This window comes from Pseudomonas fjordensis (assembly GCF_976987115.1).
Genome location: NZ_OZ336860.1, coordinates 568,516 through 584,574 on the forward strand (window position 1 = coordinate 568,516; position 16,059 = coordinate 584,574).

The window sequence follows — 16,059 nt, forward strand, 5'->3', positions numbered from 1 at the left end:
GATGTACCGAGGTGTCTGCATCGCAGGCAAGCCAGCTCCCACATGGGTTCGGCGGTGCGCTTAATAGCCGGGGCGGGCCTTGAGCTGTTCGGCAGCGGCTTTGGCCAAGTCTGGCGGCAGGAAGTCTTTGTCCGGGTTGTAGTCGGCCTTGAGATAGCGCGCCAGATCCTGCAAATCCCCTGGGTTGAGCGTGCCCGCCGCCTGCTTCAAACGCAGGTTGTCGAGGATGTAATCGTAGCGGCTGTTGTTGTAGTTGCGCACCGACGCGTACAGCTGGCGCTGTGAGTCCAGCACGTCGACGATGTTGCGCGTGCCCACCTGATAGCCGATTTCCGTGGCTTCCACCGCGCTCTGGTTGGAGATGATCGACTGGCGGCGTGCTTGCACCTGCTCCACATCGGTGTTGACTGCACGGTGCAGGTTGCGGGTGTTTTCCACCACCTGGCGGCGCAGGCCTTCGCGCTGTTGCTCGGTCTGGTCGAGGCGCGAATAGGATTCGCGCACTTGCGAACTGGTGAGGCCGCCGCTGTAGATCGGGATGTTCAAGCGCAGGCCGACGGTGCGTTGCGACACATCGCCGCCGTACGGGATAGGCAACTGATTCGGGTTGCTGAAGCCCAGGGCGTCGTTGTCGCCTTTTTCGTATTGCGCAACCGCGTCGAGGGTCGGCAAGTGGCCGGCCTTGCGCTGCCGAAGGGTTTCTTCGGCGGCGGTGACCGCGTAATTGCTGGCGAGCAGGTTGAGGTTCTGGCGCCCGGCGGTTTCGACCCAGGCCTTGGCGTCGTTCGGCGCCGGCGGCAGCACCGGCAGCGTGTGGACGATGCCCTGGATCGAATTGTATTGGCGGTTGGTCAGGGTGATCAGTGCTTCGAATGCGTCGTCCACCTGGCGCTGGGCCAGGATGCGATTGGCCCGGGCGGTGTCGTAGCTGGCCTGGGATTGCAGCACATCGGTCTTGTCCGACAGGCCCACATCGAAGCGTTCGTTGGACTGGTCGAGCTGGCGCTTGAAGGCGTTTTCTTCGGCCTTGGTCGACGCCAGGTTGTCCTGGGCGCGCAGCACGGCGAAGTAGCTTTCGGCACTTTGCAAAATCAGGTTCTGCTCGGAGGCCGACAGTTGCAGCGAGGCTTGCTCGTTGACCGCTTGGGCGGCTTGCAGCTGGAACCAGCGGTCGGCGCGGAACAGTGGCTGGCTCAAGGTGGCCCGCCAGGAGTGGGCGTCACGGTTGGCCGTGGCGGCCGGCTGGTCGATCTGGGTGCGCACGTTGTTGCTGTCGGCGCCGGCGGACAGGTTCGGCAGCAAGCCTGCGCGGGCCTGGGGTACCACTTCTTTTTGCGCGCCGTATTGGGCACGGGCAGCGGCCAGGTCGGCGTTGTTGTTCGCCGCTTCCTGATACACGCTGACCAGGTCGGTGTTGGCGGACAAGGGCGCTTCAGCTGCCCAGACCAGTCCGTTGGTCGCACAAGACACGGCAACAGCCAGTGAGAGTTTGCGCAGCATGAGGCGATCCCTAGTATGAATATTACGGTGATAATTCAGCGCCCAAGGCTAAGGCTGGCCATGCCTGGCGTCAAGCCTTGAGGCCGTGCCCGAGTGTAGTGGCGGGACCTGCGCACAACAATCCCACGATCACGCCATTCATCACGCTGAATAAACCGCTATTGGCAATTTGCCCACGCCATGGTCTAGACTGGCCGCGTTCTTGTCGGGGTGCCTTGTTGGAAGGCTGAGATCGGTAAATACCGGATCCCGTTGAACCTGATCAGGTTAGCGCCTGCGTAGGGAACAAGATTTCTCGTCACCCGGCGAGTCCTCTTGTGCTTCGTCCGGGATGTTGTTCGACAATCGAACAGCCCTCGTGCGCCAAGCACAGCACTGGTTCCAGTGCGTCCGTCCGTCACAGGTTCGCTCCGACAAAAATCCACCGCCTGGATAAGTTGGAGAGCCTGTGATGAGCACTGAAATAAAAAGTACAAAACTAAAAAATACCGTGCACCTGAGTGAATCGGCCAAGGTCGACTCCGGCTCCGTGCAGCCGTTTACCCGCTCGCAAAAAATCTACGTGCAGGGCTCCCGCCCGGACATTCGCGTGCCGATGCGCGAGATCAGCCTGGACGTGACCCCTACGGAGTTTGGTGGCGAAATCAACGCCCCTGTAGTGGTCTACGACACCTCGGGCCCCTATACCGACCCCAATGTCATCATCGACGTGCGCAAAGGCTTGGCCGATGTGCGCTCGCCGTGGATCGAAGAACGTGGTGATACCGAGCGGCTGGCCTGCTTGAGTTCACGCTACGGCCAGGAACGTCTGGATAACCCCGAACTGGCCTACTTGCGCTTTGCCCACCTGCAAAACCCGCGTCGTGCCAAGGCCGGTGCCAACGTCAGCCAGATGCACTACGCGCGCAAAGGCATCATCACGCCAGAAATGGAATACGTGGCCATCCGCGAAAACATGAAGCTTGAAGAAGCACGCGCCAGCGGCCTGCTCAAGCAACAACATGCCGGGCATAGCTTCGGCGCCAGTATTCCGAAAATCATCACCCCCGAGTTCGTGCGCGAAGAAATCGCTCGCGGCCGCGCAATCATCCCCGCCAACATCAACCACACCGAGTTGGAACCGATGATTATCGGCCGTAACTTCTTGGTGAAGATCAACGGCAACATCGGCAACAGCGCCCTGGGTTCGTCCATTGAAGAAGAAGTGGCGAAGATGACCTGGGGTATTCGCTGGGGCTCGGACAACATCATGGACCTGTCCACTGGCAAGCATATTCATGAAACCCGCGAGTGGATCATCCGTAACTCGCCCGTGCCGATCGGCACCGTGCCTATCTACCAGGCCCTGGAAAAAGTCGACGGCGTTGCCGAAGACCTGACCTGGGAGCTGTTCCGCGACACCCTGATTGAACAGGCCGAGCAAGGTGTGGACTATTTCACCATTCACGCCGGCGTGCTGCTGCGCTACGTGCCGCTGACCGCCAATCGCGTCACCGGCATTGTCAGCCGTGGCGGCGCGATCATGGCCAAGTGGTGCCTGGCCCACCACAAGGAAAACTTCGCCTACACGCACTTTGAAGAAATCTGCGAAATCATGAAGGCCTATGACGTCAGCTTCTCACTGGGAGATGGCCTGCGTCCGGGGTCGGTGGCCGATGCCAACGACGCTGCGCAATTCGGTGAACTGGAAACCCTGGGTGAGCTGACCAAGATTGCCTGGAAGCACGACGTGCAAACCATGATCGAAGGCCCTGGCCATGTGCCGATGCAACTGATCAAGGAGAACATGGACAAGCAACTGGAGTGCTGCGACGAAGCGCCGTTCTACACCCTCGGCCCGCTGACCACCGACATTGCACCAGGCTACGACCACATCACGTCGGGTATCGGTGCGGCGATGATCGGCTGGTTCGGTTGCGCCATGCTCTGCTACGTCACGCCCAAGGAGCACTTGGGGCTGCCGAACAAGGATGACGTGAAGACCGGGATCATCACCTACAAGATCGCGGCCCACGCGGCCGACCTTGCCAAAGGCCACCCTGGCGCGCAGATTCGCGATAACGCCTTGAGCAAGGCACGCTTCGAATTCCGCTGGGAAGACCAGTTCAACCTCGGCCTGGACCCGGATACCGCGCGGGCCTTCCACGATGAGACGCTGCCCAAGGAGTCGGCCAAGGTCGCGCACTTCTGCTCCATGTGCGGGCCGAAATTCTGCTCGATGAAAGTTACCCACGAGGTGCGTGAGTACGCAGCCAACCAGCGCATTGATGCGGTGGATGTGGATGTGGCAAAGGGCTTGGCCGAGCAGGCTGAGCGGTTCAAGCAGGAAGGTAGCCAGCTCTACAAGAAGGTCTGATCCGGGATCGTCGGCGCTTGTACTGGCCTCTTCGCGAGCAAGCCCGCTCCCACAGTTGGAATGCATTGCAACTGTGGGAGCGGGCTTGCTCGCGAAGGCGATCGCCTAAACAACCACTACCCCTCAGAGATCACGCCGTTGCGATACCCGACTGTTAGCGGCGTGCTGGCACCAGCTCAGGCTTGATCACACCGGTGAGGCGCGTATAGGGCAGGGTGATTTCGATCAGCCCCTGTGCGTATGGGGCGATGGTGCTGACGTTGTACTTGAGCACCACGCCGCCGCTGGTCAGGGCCACGTTCGGGGTTTTCTGGAACGGCCAGCTCTTCACGAACTCCGGATCGCGGTCCATCTTGGTGCTGATCAACCAACTGTTGTGGGCGACTTTCGCAGTATTCCAGAAGGCCTGCTCCTGGCCGGGCAGCAGCATGTCGGCCAGGGTCAGTTCCTTATGCAGAATCCGTGAATAGTTGATAAACCCGCGGCCTGGCTCGCCGTGGGCGACACCGGTGTCCAGGTAGCTGGACACTTCAACGATCACCAGTCCGTCATGCTGGTCACGTACCTTGGCTTGCAAGTACATGCCGTGGCGGTCCGGCGACTCACGCAGGAAGGTGTTGCGGTAGGCGTTCAGGCTCGCCGGTACACTGGCGCCAGGCGTGGTGCGGGTCATTTGCAGCAGGCGCTGTTCCACCAGGCTGTCCAGTTGTGGCTCGGCGGGGAAATGCACGGTGTCGATGTTCACCAGCGGGCAGGCCGGGCTGTCACAGCCGGGCTTGATCTGCTCCGATTTGTCGGTGGTAACGTCCAGCGGCTTGAGATAGGCCGGTTGGAACAGGCTCTGGCAAGCACCCAGGGTCAAGGCAATACAGGCCACGGAGGCGATTCTTAAAAGCGACATGTGTGTCCTTCGTAAATCGATGGAAAGCGAAAAGAGTAGCGCTTGGACTGCCAACGTGGCCGCCAGTTCGCCACTAAACTGATTGCAGTGAGTTTGACGCTCGCCGCCTCTGCCGGCAACCGCAAAGGGGCTGCATCAACGGGCGTCGGCGCGTTAGGATGGCGGCCATTGCACGAGCTTAACGAGGGACACCATGACGGACATCGCGAAGTCGACGCCGAACAAAATCGAGATTGTTCAGCGTGACAATGCCTATAAAGGCTTCTACAAGCTCGATCGCGTGCAACTGCGCCACGAAAAATTCGACGGCGGCATGAGCCGGGTGATCAACCGCGAAGTGTTCGTGCGTCATGACGCCGTGTGCGTGCTGCCCTACGACCCGCTGCGCGATGAGGTGGTGCTGATCGAACAGTTCCGCGTCGGCGCCATGGGCCGTGCCGATAACCCCTGGCTGGTGGAGATGGTCGCCGGCCTGATTGACAAGGATGAGCAACCCGAGGAGGTTGCACACCGCGAGGCCGAGGAGGAAGCTGGGCTGACGTTCTCCGCGCTGTGGCCGATCACCAAGTATTTCCCGTCACCTGGCGGCAGTACCGAATTTGTCCACCTGTACCTGGGCCGGTGCGACAGCTCGGGGGCGGGTGGGGTCCATGGATTGGAAGAAGAAGCAGAAGATATCCGCGTCACCGCTTGGGCCTTCGAAGATGCCTTGCAGGCGGTGCGCGACGGCAAGATTTCCAACGCAGCCAGCATTATCGCCCTGCAATGGCTTGCGCTTAATCGCGCGGAAGTGAGGGGGTTATGGCAGTAAAGGCACGGGAACGATACCGAGTTGACCTGATCGGGCTGCAAGCGGCCTGCGAGGCCAACTATGCGCGGCTGATGCGCCTGCTCCCGGACATGCGCCACGCTCCCCAGGCGCGGCGCATCGCTGTCACCCATGGCGACCAGATGCTCGGCGTGCTGACCCTGGAAGTCATTCTCACTTGCCCATACACCACCACTCTGCGGGTACGCCAGGAGCACAGCCTGCCGTGGTTGCCGGTGCCGCAATTGGAAGTGCAGGTGTACCACGACGCGCGTATGGCCGAAGTGATCAGCGCCGAACATGCGCGACGCTTTCGCAGCATCTACCCTTACCCGAATGTGTTCATGCACCAGCCCGATGAGAAAGCACAGCTCAATGTGTTCCTCGGCGAATGGCTCAGCCACTGCCTGGCCTTGGGCCATGAGTTTGAAGTGGTGCGGTAGATGTGAACTGCGTCTGCTTCCTTGGGTTTCCTCTTTGTGTCCTGCCCCAGCATAATCGCGCTAACTATCCATTCCTGTGATTGCCAGGGAGAGCGCCTTGCCGAGCGTATCCGCCGTGAATCCTGATGCCGTGTTGCTGGTGCAGTTGTCCGACAGCCATCTGTTTGCCGACCCTGACGCCACGCTGCTGGGCATGAACACCCGTGAAAGCCTGCAGCGGGTAGTCGAGCTGGTGCGCGCGCAACAGCCGGCCATCGACTTGATACTGGCGACCGGCGACCTGTCCCAGGACGGCACGCTGGCGTCCTATCAGCAGTTTCGCGATTTGACCGCCTCCCTTGGCGCTCCGGCGCGTTGGATTCCTGGCAACCACGACGAGCCGCAGGTCATGGCCCAGGCTGCCATGCACAGTGATTTGCTCGAACCGGTGGTGGATATCGGCAACTGGCGTATCACTCTGTTGGATTCGGCGGTACCTGGTTCGGTGCCGGGCTACCTGCAAGACGCGCAACTGCAATTGCTGGCGCAGGCCTTGAGCGAAGCGCCGGGCCGCCATCACCTGGTGTGTTTCCACCATCATCCGGTACCGATCGGCTGTGCGTGGATGGAGCCAATTGGTCTGCGCAACCCCGAAGCGCTGTTTGCCGTGCTTGAGCGCTTTCCGCAGACCAAGGCATTGCTGTGGGGGCATGTGCATCAGGAGATCGACAGCGAGCGCGACGGTGTGCGGCTGCTGGCTTCGCCGTCTACCTGTATCCAGTTTGCGCCGGGGAGTGAGGACTTTCAGGTCAGCGAGCAGGCGCCGGGGTATCGCTGGTTGCGCCTGCATGGCGACGGACGGTTGGAGACGGGGGTGGAGCGTTTGGTCGGCTTTGCATTCACCGTCGATTACGGCAGCAACGGCTATTGAGGTCTCAATTGTGGCCTGCCAGCCGACGCCTATCTACCTGACACCCCGCACTCCAAATGTGGGAGCGGGCTTGCTCGCGAAGGCGGCCTGGCAGTCAACACAGTTGGATTGTGTACATATCCATTGCTGCGGTAACGGCCACTTAGGGTTCCGCCCTGACGGCGGCTCACTTTTGAAAAGCGCAAAAGTAAGCAAAACGCTCTTGCCCCACCACTCGGCACCTCGCTTGGGCTCGGTGTGCCCGTAATCCGCCAGTGATTTGAGGGGCCGCCGCCACGCGCCATCCATGGCGCGGGGCGGCTAAACCGGCATCCCTGCCGGTTTACCCCCCAAATCCCTGTCGAATTCCGGCCAGCGTGGTTTAACGGGGCGCCTGAGATCAAGATCACAAGCAGATCAAGAGCAAGATCAAGAGCGGCTCGCTTCGCATCGTGGTTACCGTCTGCGGCTACAGCCCACAAAGTTATGTAGATACCTATGGTGATCGCAGGCAAGCCAGCTCCCACAATGGGTCCGCTTCTGCCTGCATTCCCTGTAAACTGCGCCTCTTTGGCCCCAGCACGGAGAGCCCGGCATGTCCGCTTCGATCCTGTATATCCACGGTTTCAACAGTGCGCCGGCTTCCAACAAGGCCAGCCAGTTGACCACTGTGATGGATGCCCTTGGCCTGTCCGACCAGTTGCGTGTGCCGGCGCTGCATCACCACCCTCGTCAGGCAATTCTTCAATTGGAGCAAGCGATTGCGCAACTGGGCCGGCCATTGCTGGTCGGCAGCTCACTCGGCGGCTACTATGCAACCCATCTTGCCGAACGCCATGGCCTCAAGGCGCTGCTGGTCAACCCGGCGGTCAGCCCCCATCGGATGTTCGACGGTTACCTGGGCACCCAGAAGAACCTCTACACCGATGAGACTTGGGAATTGACACAGGACCACGTCACGGCGCTGGCCGAGCTGGAAGTACCGGCGCCCCAGGATGCCGGGCGTTATCAGGTGTGGTTGCAGACCGGGGACGAAACCCTGGATTATCGCCTGGCCCAACAGTATTACCGGGCCTGTGCCTTGCGCATCCAGGCCGGTGGCGACCATGGTTACCAGGGGTTCGCCCAGCAATTGCCGGCACTGTTGTGCTTTGCCGGTATTGGCGCAGATCAGTTTCAATCCTTCGATTTTTCGTCACTGTAGAAAATCGCAGGTCACTTTTTAATCGAACGACTCACGACGAGACCCCATGGCCACTCCCAGCGCTAGCTCTTATAACGCCGACGCCATCGAAGTCCTCTCGGGCCTCGACCCGGTGCGCAAACGCCCCGGCATGTACACCGACACCAGTCGGCCGAACCACCTTGCCCAGGAAGTCATCGACAACAGCGTCGACGAAGCCTTGGCCGGGCACGCCAAGTCGGTGCAAGTCATCCTTCACGCCGACCATTCCCTGGAAGTGTCCGACGACGGTCGTGGCATGCCGGTGGACATTCACCCCGAAGAGGGTGTGCCGGGCGTCGAGCTGATCCTCACCAAGCTGCACGCCGGCGGCAAGTTCTCCAACAAGAACTACCAGTTCTCCGGCGGTTTGCACGGCGTGGGTATTTCCGTGGTCAACGCCCTGTCGACCCTGGTGCGGGTCAAGGTCAAGCGCGATGGCAACGAGTACCAGATGACCTTCGCCGATGGCTACAAAGCCACCGACCTGGAAGTGATCGGCACCGTGGGCAAGCGCAACACCGGCACCAGCGTGTACTTTGCGCCGGACCCCAAGTATTTCGATTCGCCCAAATTCTCCATCAGCCGCCTCAAGCACGTGCTCAAGGCCAAGGCTGTGTTGTGCCCGGGGCTGCTGGTCAGCTTTGAAGACAAAGGCACCGGCGAGAAGGTCGAGTGGCACTACGAAGACGGCCTGCGCTCTTACCTGGAAGATTCGGTCAGCGACTTCGAACGCCTGCCCAACGAGCCGTTCTGCGGCAGCCTGTCGGGTAATAAAGAAGCGGTGGACTGGGCGCTGCTGTGGTTGCCCGAAGGTGGCGACAGCGTGCAGGAAAGCTACGTCAACCTGATCCCCACGGCCCAGGGCGGCACCCACGTCAACGGTTTGCGCCAAGGCTTGCTGGATGCCATGCGTGAATTCTGCGAATACCGCAGCCTGTTGCCGCGCGGCGTGAAGCTGGCGCCGGAAGACGTGTGGGAGCGCATCGCGTTCGTGCTGTCGATGAAGATGCAGGAACCGCAATTTTCCGGCCAGACCAAAGAGCGCCTGTCGTCCCGCGAGGCGGCGGCGTTTGTCTCGGGTGTGGTCAAGGACGCCTTCAGCCTGTGGCTCAACGAGCATCCAGAGCTGGGCCTGGCCCTGGCGGAGCTGGCGATCAACAACGCCGGCCGTCGCTTGAAAGCCAGCAAGAAGGTCGAGCGCAAGCGCATCACCCAGGGCCCGGCATTGCCCGGCAAACTGGCCGATTGCGCCGGGCAAGACCCGATGCGTTCCGAGCTGTTCCTGGTGGAGGGTGACTCCGCCGGCGGTTCCGCCAAACAAGCGCGGGACAAGGAATTCCAGGCGATCCTGCCGTTGCGCGGCAAGATCCTCAACACCTGGGAAGTCGATGGCAGCGAAGTGCTCGCCAGTCAGGAAGTACACAACATCGCCGTGGCCATCGGGGTAGACCCAGGCGCGGCGGACATGAGCCAGTTGCGCTACGGCAAGATCTGCATCCTCGCCGACGCCGACTCCGACGGCCTGCACATTGCTACCTTGCTGTGCGCGTTGTTCGTCCAGCATTTCCGCCCGTTGGTGGATGCCGGTCACGTCTACGTCGCCATGCCGCCGCTGTACCGCATCGACCTGGGCAAGGAAATTTTCTACGCCCTGGACGAAGCCGAGCGCGATGGCATCCTCGACCGCCTGGTGGCCGAGAAGAAACGCGGCAAACCACAGGTCACGCGATTCAAGGGCCTGGGTGAAATGAACCCGCCGCAACTGCGCGAAACCACCATGGACCCGAACACCCGGCGCCTGGTGCAGTTAACCCTGGAAGACTTCGCCGCCACCTCGGAAATGATGGACATGCTGCTGGCGAAGAAACGCGCCGGCGACCGCAAGACCTGGCTGGAATCCAAAGGCAACCTGGCCGAGGTGCTGGGCTGATGCGCACAGGCGTCGCCCTGGCGATCCTGATGTTGAGTGGGTTGGCGGTCACCCAGGTGGCTGCCGCCAGCGTGGCAGAGCTCAAGCTGGTCTCGGAACATCCGGTGGACGGCATGCGCGGTGGGAACCTGTCGGGCCTGGCGTTGTGTGGCAACGAGCTGTGGACGGTTTCGGACCGCGATGACGACCAGATCTACCGCCTGGATACCCGTGCGCCGACCTGGAGCGCCGAGGCGCTGAAGATCGACGTGCCGCCCGTGCCCGAGTCCGGCCTGCCTTGGGGCTTGCGTTCGCGTACCAAGGCCGCTTCGTTCATACGCGGCGGTGACCTGGACTTTGAAGGCATCAGCTGTGATGCCGCAGGCAACCGCTACATTGTCAGCGAAGCCCATGCCGCGGTGTTGCAGGTGCCGGCGGCGGGCGCGCCTGAATGGTTGAAAATCGCGCCGGGCATGGTGCGTGAAGCCAGGGCCAGTGGCATGTTGCTGCACTTTAATGCCTTGTTCGAAGGCCTGGCGGTAAACCCTGAAGGCAATCAGATCTGGCTGGCTGCCGAGCGCGAACGCCGTGGCCTGGTCTCGATCAAGCGTGGGCAGAGCGTATGGGATTGCGATGGGCGTTGTGTATTGTTGAGCGAGGCCGGCCAGGAAGTGCAACCGGCGCAGTTCCCCAACGCCAAGGCCGTGTCCAAGGACTTTGCCGACTTGTCGCTGTTCAACGGCAAGCTGTTTACCCTGGAGCGCAATGCGTTCCAGATCTGCCGGCGCGACCCGCTCACGGCCAAGGTTGAGCGGTGCTGGTCGTTTGCCGACGAAGCCTTGACGCCGCAGCGACGTTACCCACAGTCGTATGGCCTGGCTGAAGCCCTGTTGGTGGATGCCGACGGTGCCTGGGTCGGCATCGACAACAATTTCGGCCCGCGTGCCGATGGTGAAAAGCGTCCGATGGTCTATCGTTTTGCCGCCCCGGACGGCGGCTGGAGTGCCCAGCCATGAGTCGAGATTTTTTTGAATTGAATCAGCGCAGCGGCAGTTCCGCTGCGCCTTACCCCATGATGAGGCCCGCATGAGTGACATCCTCGCAGACAGTTTAGATGGCGTAGAACGCCGGTCGCTGGCTGAATTCACCGAAAATGCCTACCTCAACTACTCCATGTACGTGATCATGGACCGTGCCTTGCCGCATATCGGCGACGGCCTGAAGCCCGTGCAACGGCGCATCATCTACGCCATGAGTGAGTTGGGCCTGGACGCCGATTCCAAGCACAAGAAGTCGGCGCGTACCGTCGGTGACGTGCTGGGTAAATTCCACCCCCACGGCGATTCGGCGTGCTATGAAGCCATGGTGCTGATGGCCCAGCCGTTCAGCTACCGCTACACCCTGGTGGACGGCCAGGGTAACTGGGGTGCCCCGGATGACCCCAAATCCTTCGCCGCCATGCGTTACACCGAGGCGCGGCTGTCGCGTTATTCCGAAGTGCTGCTCAGCGAGCTGGGCCAGGGCACGGCCGACTGGGGGCCGAACTTTGACGGCACCCTCGACGAACCCCTGGTGTTGCCGGCACGTTTGCCGAATATCCTGCTCAATGGCACCACCGGTATTGCGGTCGGCATGGCCACTGACGTGCCGCCGCATAACCTGCGCGAAGTCGCCACCGCCTGCGTGCGCTTGCTCGATGAGCCCAAAGCTACGGTCGAGCAGCTGTGCGAGCATATCCAGGGCCCGGATTACCCGACCGAAGCAGAAATCATCACGCCGCGCGCTGACCTGCTGAAGATGTACGAAACCGGCAAGGGCTCGGTGCGTATGCGCGCCGTGTACCACATCGAAGACGGCGACATTATTGTGACCGCGCTGCCGCACCAGGTATCAGGTGCCAAGGTGCTGGAGCAAATCGCCGCGTTGATGCAGGCCAAGCCGTCGAAGTTGCCGCAAGTGGCCGACCTGCGTGACGAGTCCGACCACGAGAACCCGTGCCGCATCGTGATCATCCCGACCAACAGCCGGGTGGACCATGAAGTGCTGATGCAGCACTTGTTTGCCAGCACCGACCTGGAGTCCAGCTACCGGGTCAACGTCAACATCATCGGCCTGGACGGCAAGCCGCAGCTCAAGAACCTGCGCAACCTGCTGGTGGAATGGCTGGAGTTCCGCGTACAGACCGTGCGCCGCCGCCTGCAATTCCGCCTCGACAAGGTTGAGCGCCGCTTGCACCTGTTGGATGGCTTGCTGATCGCCTACCTCAACCTGGATGAAGTGATCCATATCATCCGTACTGCCGAGCATCCGAAGGCCGAGCTGATCGCGCGTTTCGAGCTGAGCGAGATCCAGGCGGACTACATCCTCGACACCCGCTTGCGCCAGTTGGCACGCCTGGAAGAAATGAAGCTGCGCGACGAGCAGGATGCGCTGCTCAAGGAACAAGCCAAGCTGCAAGCCCTGCTGGGCAGCGAAGCCAAGCTCAAGAAGCTGGTGCGCAGCGAACTGATCAAAGACGCCGAAACCTATGGCGATGACCGTCGCTCGCCTATCGTCGAGCGCGCTGAAGCCAAGGCTTTGACCGAAACCGAGCTGTTGCCCAACGAGAAAATTACCGTCGTTCTGTCGGAAAAGGGTTGGGTTCGCTCCGCCAAAGGGCATGATATTGACGCCACCGGCCTTTCGTACAAAGCCGGTGATGGCTTCAAGACCGCTGCCGCCGGGCGTTCCAATCAGTTTGCGGTGTTTATCGACTCGACCGGGCGCAGTTATTCGGTGCCGGCCCACACCCTGCCGTCTGCACGGGGGCAGGGCGAGCCGTTGACCGGGCGCCTTACGCCGCCACCGGGGGCTAACTTCGAGTGCGTGCTGTTGCCGGATGACGATTCGCTGTATGTCATCGCCTCCGACGCCGGTTACGGCTTCGTGGTCAAGGGTGAAGACCTGCAGGCCAAGAACAAGGCGGGCAAGGCGCTGTTGAGCCTGCCGAACAACGCCAAGGTGATTTTGCCAAGGCCGGTGGAGGATCGTGAAAGCAACTGGCTGGCGTCGGTGACCACCGAAGGGCGCTTGCTGGTGTTCAAGATCAGCGACTTGCCGCAGTTGGGCAAGGGCAAAGGCAACAAGATTATCGGGATTCCCGGTGACCGGGTGGCCAGTCGCGAGGAGTACGTGACTGACATCGCCGTGGTCCCGGAAGGCTCTACCCTGGTGCTCCAGGCCGGCAAGCGCACGTTGTCATTGCGCCCTGACGACCTTGAACACTACAAGGGTGAGCGTGGCCGGCGGGGTAACAAACTGCCGCGAGGCTTCCAGCGAGTGGATGCCTTGCTGGTCGAAACGCCGGTTTAAGCGGTACTAGAGGCCTCGATCTACGATTTAACGCGTAGATCGATGCTTTCGCGCTGGAGTCATGGCGCATATTCACGGATGATATGGCCTTTCCAGCGCCGGCGTGGCCGAGCGTGTTCAGGTTATTTTTAGTATTACATTGTGGTTCGCCTTGTGGCAGCCACTTGGATGGGATGATGACTGCTCCACGCCTTCCTCTATTTTTGATGCTCGCTGGCCTTTTGGGGTTGGCGGGTTGCAGCACACACCAACCGGTGTCGCTGTACCAGCTGGACAGCGGAAGTCCGGCTCAGCCAGCTCAAACCGCTGGCATGGCAGTATTGCTGGGGCCGGTAGTCGTTGCCGATTACCTGCAACGCGAAACCCTGCTTCAACGTCAGAACGACGGTAGCCTGCAAGGTTCCACTGATGGTCGTTGGGCCGGTAGCCTGTCGTCGGATATCAACCAGTTGATGTTGCGTCAGGTCGCCGGCCAGCTGGACAGCCAACGTGTGGTCCTGGCACCAGGACCTTCCGGGTTCACCCCGGATGTACAGGTATTGCTGACCATTACGCGGCTGGACTCCGGCAAGTCGCAACCGGCGATCCTGGACGCGCAGTGGCGCCTGATCGACCGTCGCGGGCAAGTGCGGGACAACCGCATTGTGCACCTGCAGGAAGAGCATGCCGGCACCACCGCATCCCAGGTCCAGGCCCAGGGTGTGCTGTTGCAGCACTTGGCACAGCAGTTGTCGGTGGCGCTCAAGCCATTGGCCAACCAGCCGCCGATTGCCGAAGCGCAGCCGCGTAAGCAAGCCCCGGCCCAGGCCAAGCCTGCGGCCCCGGAAAAACCGAAGATGCCGATGGCCACGCCGATTCGCACGGACTTGGAAGTGTTCAGGTTCTGATCTGAATAGCGCACAAACAAAAGGCCCGCTGAATAAGCGGGCCTTTTTATTGGGCTGTTCTGTAGGAGCGAGCTTGCTCGCGAAAAGCGTCAACGATAACGCGTGCTTTCTGAATGAACGCGGCGTCTGTGAGTTTTTCGCGAGCAAGCTCGCTCCTACAAAAGGCCTTAGCCTCAGGGCTTACGGGTCTCATGCATCCGCGCCAACTGGCGCTCCAGCATCGACGGATACGGCTCCATCAACCGCTCTACACAGCTGGCCCCTTCAGGGCTGGCAATCGGGCGGATACGTGCGCGTTGGCGGATCAGTGTGTCTTCACTGATCTTGCGCTCCACCAGCAGCAGGTTGCGGCTGTGCTGGGACAAGGCCAGGGCATCCTGGGCGATTTCGGTGAGCAGCAGGTCGATCTGGCTCATGCCAAACAGGTCGTCACCCACGGTTAGACCCAGTTGCAGTTGCAGGGTAATGCCGCTGTCGGCCACTTCGATCTGCAGGGCGTGGCCCAGGGCGCGCAGCAGCTCGCCGCAGCAGATGGCATTGGTCAGGTAGTCTTCGCCGCTGTCTTCGCTGTGGAACAGCATCAGCGTGCTGCCATCGTTCAGGGTGTGCAGTTCGCTCTGGTAGAGCGAAGCGGCCTGGTCGAGGCAGTCGCGGTAGCGTTCGAGCAGTTCGGTCAGGCGGGCACGGGGCAGGCGGCGCAGTTGCTCCTGGGCACCCAGTTGCACGGCGAGTACGGCGCTGTGCTGCGGCTCGGCGTTCTTGACCACAACCGGTTTCGGTGCGGCAACCGGTGCTACTGCCGAGGTGTCGCGCAGGTCGGCGAACGGGTCTTCATCGTCCAGCTCGTCTTCCTCGGCCTTGATCACATGGCGCGGCGCAGGCTTGAGGCCGGCCACCGGGGCGCTGTCGTCGAAGCCTGGGTCGCGCACTTCAAACTCAGGCTCGTCGTTGTAGTCCTCGGTGTCGTCGTACTCAGGCTCGGGCTCGACTTCAGGCGCTTTGGGCTCCGGGGCAAAGCTGGCGTGGAGCTGGCGCGCGAGGTCGCCGATTTCATCCTGGCGATCGGTAGCCGGGGTGTGTTCGTCGATATCCCGCAGCCAGATGCGCAGTTGCATCAACGGCGTGGAGATATGCCGACCCAGGCGCAGGCTCAAGGCCAGGGCCAAAGCCAGCAGAATCGCGCTCAGGATTCCCATGCTTTGCAGGCTGATGGTCATCGGCTGCTGGAACTGCTGCATGTCGAGGCTGATACGCAGTTGGCCGGCCTTCACGTCCTGGAACGTAATATTGCTCTGGTACAGGCCTTCGGCCTCACCGAGCAGGCCGTTTTTCGGGCGCTGCCCGGCCTCGGCCATGATCCGGTTGTCCACGCTATAGATAGCGGCGTGGGCCACCAGCGGGTTCTTGGTCAGGTTGTTGAGCAGCACGTTGAGGCTGAGGATGTCGTTGGACACCAGCAACTCAGTCGCCGAAGTGGCAGTCTGGGTTGTCAGGCTCGCGCCCAGGGCATCAGCTTGCTCGTGCATGGCCTGCTTGAACTGCAAACCCATCACGCAGGCGTAGATCACCAGGGCCAGAGCGACCAGGATCACGTTATGGCTGGCGATGCGCAATGCAATCGGTACACGGCGATGGCGCAGTGCCCGGAAGATCAGCAGGAAGAAGTTATCGGTTTTTACTGGCGTGGGCCGGTTCACTTGCGCTCGGCTCTTGGTCCGTGAAGTTGACGCGCAGTATAGCGACAGGCCCATGGCCGGCAAAGCGCTGGCTGTGCCCGATGGTCACTGAAA

General features: G+C 61.3%; 12 protein-coding genes and 1 riboswitch. Of the genes, 9 read left to right on the forward strand and 3 right to left on the reverse strand.

Annotation, left to right across the window (positions count from 1 at the left end; genetic code table 11):
* Nucleotides 1-60: 60 nt before the first annotated feature.
* Nucleotides 61-1,500 (reverse strand): TolC family outer membrane protein, encoded by a 1,440-nt coding sequence (locus tag ACWHXD_RS02410; RefSeq protein WP_032893875.1) that lies wholly within the window; start codon nt 1,498-1,500, stop codon nt 61-63.
* Nucleotides 1,501-1,696: 196 nt separating this feature from the next.
* A riboswitch (TPP riboswitch) is annotated at nt 1,697-1,802 on the forward strand.
* A 149-nt stretch (nt 1,803-1,951) separates the two neighbouring features.
* Between ACWHXD_RS02410 and thiC the strand changes: the two genes are divergently transcribed.
* The gene (gene thiC / locus ACWHXD_RS02415) at nt 1,952-3,856 is read left to right on the forward strand and encodes a phosphomethylpyrimidine synthase ThiC (protein ID WP_138763115.1); all 1,905 of its coding nucleotides are present in this window, start codon (nt 1,952-1,954) and stop codon (nt 3,854-3,856) included.
* A 154-nt stretch (nt 3,857-4,010) separates the two neighbouring features.
* Here thiC and ACWHXD_RS02420 read toward each other — a convergent pair whose 3' ends face one another.
* The gene (locus tag ACWHXD_RS02420; RefSeq protein WP_003188019.1) at nt 4,011-4,757 is read right to left on the reverse strand and encodes an RsiV family protein; all 747 of its coding nucleotides are present in this window, start codon (nt 4,755-4,757) and stop codon (nt 4,011-4,013) included.
* A 193-nt stretch (nt 4,758-4,950) separates the two neighbouring features.
* Here ACWHXD_RS02420 and ACWHXD_RS02425 point away from each other — a divergent pair, with 193 nt between their 5' ends.
* The 8 genes from ACWHXD_RS02425 to ACWHXD_RS02460 all read left to right on the forward strand — a co-directional run bounded on the left by ACWHXD_RS02425 (nt 4,951) and on the right by ACWHXD_RS02460 (nt 14,269).
* Nucleotides 4,951-5,568, forward strand: a complete 618-nt coding sequence (locus ACWHXD_RS02425; RefSeq protein ID WP_032893869.1) for an NUDIX domain-containing protein — start codon at nt 4,951-4,953, stop codon at nt 5,566-5,568.
* Complete coding sequence (locus ACWHXD_RS02430) at nt 5,559-6,008, forward strand: DUF1249 domain-containing protein (RefSeq protein WP_003188022.1); 450 nt, start codon at nt 5,559-5,561, stop codon at nt 6,006-6,008. The genes ACWHXD_RS02425 and ACWHXD_RS02430 overlap by 10 nt, the downstream gene beginning before the upstream one ends.
* A 97-nt stretch (nt 6,009-6,105) precedes the next feature.
* Complete coding sequence (cpdA, locus tag ACWHXD_RS02435; RefSeq protein WP_138763116.1) at nt 6,106-6,918, forward strand: 3',5'-cyclic-AMP phosphodiesterase; 813 nt, start codon at nt 6,106-6,108, stop codon at nt 6,916-6,918.
* A 574-nt stretch (nt 6,919-7,492) separates the two neighbouring features.
* The gene (locus ACWHXD_RS02440) at nt 7,493-8,101 is read left to right on the forward strand and encodes a YqiA/YcfP family alpha/beta fold hydrolase (protein WP_047712437.1); all 609 of its coding nucleotides are present in this window, start codon (nt 7,493-7,495) and stop codon (nt 8,099-8,101) included.
* 46 nt (nt 8,102-8,147) lie between these two features.
* Entirely contained in the window at nt 8,148-10,052 is a 1,905-nt protein-coding gene (parE, locus tag ACWHXD_RS02445) for a DNA topoisomerase IV subunit B (protein WP_003188026.1), read from the forward strand.
* Complete coding sequence (locus ACWHXD_RS02450; protein WP_138763118.1) at nt 10,052-11,047, forward strand: esterase-like activity of phytase family protein; 996 nt, start codon at nt 10,052-10,054, stop codon at nt 11,045-11,047. The genes parE and ACWHXD_RS02450 overlap by 1 nt, the downstream gene beginning before the upstream one ends.
* Before the next feature lie 70 nt (nt 11,048-11,117).
* Nucleotides 11,118-13,382: a DNA topoisomerase IV subunit A gene (gene parC / locus ACWHXD_RS02455; RefSeq protein ID WP_020301636.1), complete on the forward strand. Its 2,265-nt coding sequence runs from the start codon at nt 11,118-11,120 to the stop codon at nt 13,380-13,382.
* A gap of 173 nt (nt 13,383-13,555) precedes the next feature.
* A complete protein-coding gene (locus ACWHXD_RS02460; RefSeq protein WP_032873461.1) occupies nt 13,556-14,269 on the forward strand; it encodes a PqiC family protein in 714 nt (237 codons plus the stop codon).
* Between the two features lie 173 nt (nt 14,270-14,442).
* Here ACWHXD_RS02460 and ACWHXD_RS02465 read toward each other — a convergent pair whose 3' ends face one another.
* Nucleotides 14,443-15,966 (reverse strand): HAMP domain-containing protein, encoded by a 1,524-nt coding sequence (locus ACWHXD_RS02465; RefSeq protein ID WP_138763119.1) that lies wholly within the window; start codon nt 15,964-15,966, stop codon nt 14,443-14,445.
* Nucleotides 15,967-16,059 lie beyond the last annotated feature (93 nt).

Excerpts from the sequence above, each read along its gene's own strand:
- ACWHXD_RS02410 (WP_032893875.1), bottom strand. The coding sequence starts at position 1,500 with ATGCTGCGCAAACTCTCACTGGCTGTTGCCGTGTCTTGTGCGACCAAC.
- thiC (WP_138763115.1), top strand. The coding sequence starts at position 1,952 with ATGAGCACTGAAATAAAAAGTACAAAACTAAAAAATACCGTGCACCTG.
- ACWHXD_RS02420 (WP_003188019.1), bottom strand. The coding sequence starts at position 4,757 with ATGTCGCTTTTAAGAATCGCCTCCGTGGCCTGTATTGCCTTGACCCTG.
- ACWHXD_RS02425 (WP_032893869.1), top strand. The coding sequence starts at position 4,951 with ATGACGGACATCGCGAAGTCGACGCCGAACAAAATCGAGATTGTTCAG.
- ACWHXD_RS02430 (WP_003188022.1), top strand. The coding sequence starts at position 5,559 with ATGGCAGTAAAGGCACGGGAACGATACCGAGTTGACCTGATCGGGCTG.
- ACWHXD_RS02440 (WP_047712437.1), top strand. The coding sequence starts at position 7,493 with ATGTCCGCTTCGATCCTGTATATCCACGGTTTCAACAGTGCGCCGGCT.
- parE (WP_003188026.1), top strand. The coding sequence starts at position 8,148 with ATGGCCACTCCCAGCGCTAGCTCTTATAACGCCGACGCCATCGAAGTC.
- ACWHXD_RS02450 (WP_138763118.1), top strand. The coding sequence starts at position 10,052 with ATGCGCACAGGCGTCGCCCTGGCGATCCTGATGTTGAGTGGGTTGGCG.
- parC (WP_020301636.1), top strand. The coding sequence starts at position 11,118 with ATGAGTGACATCCTCGCAGACAGTTTAGATGGCGTAGAACGCCGGTCG.
- ACWHXD_RS02460 (WP_032873461.1), top strand. The coding sequence starts at position 13,556 with ATGATGACTGCTCCACGCCTTCCTCTATTTTTGATGCTCGCTGGCCTT.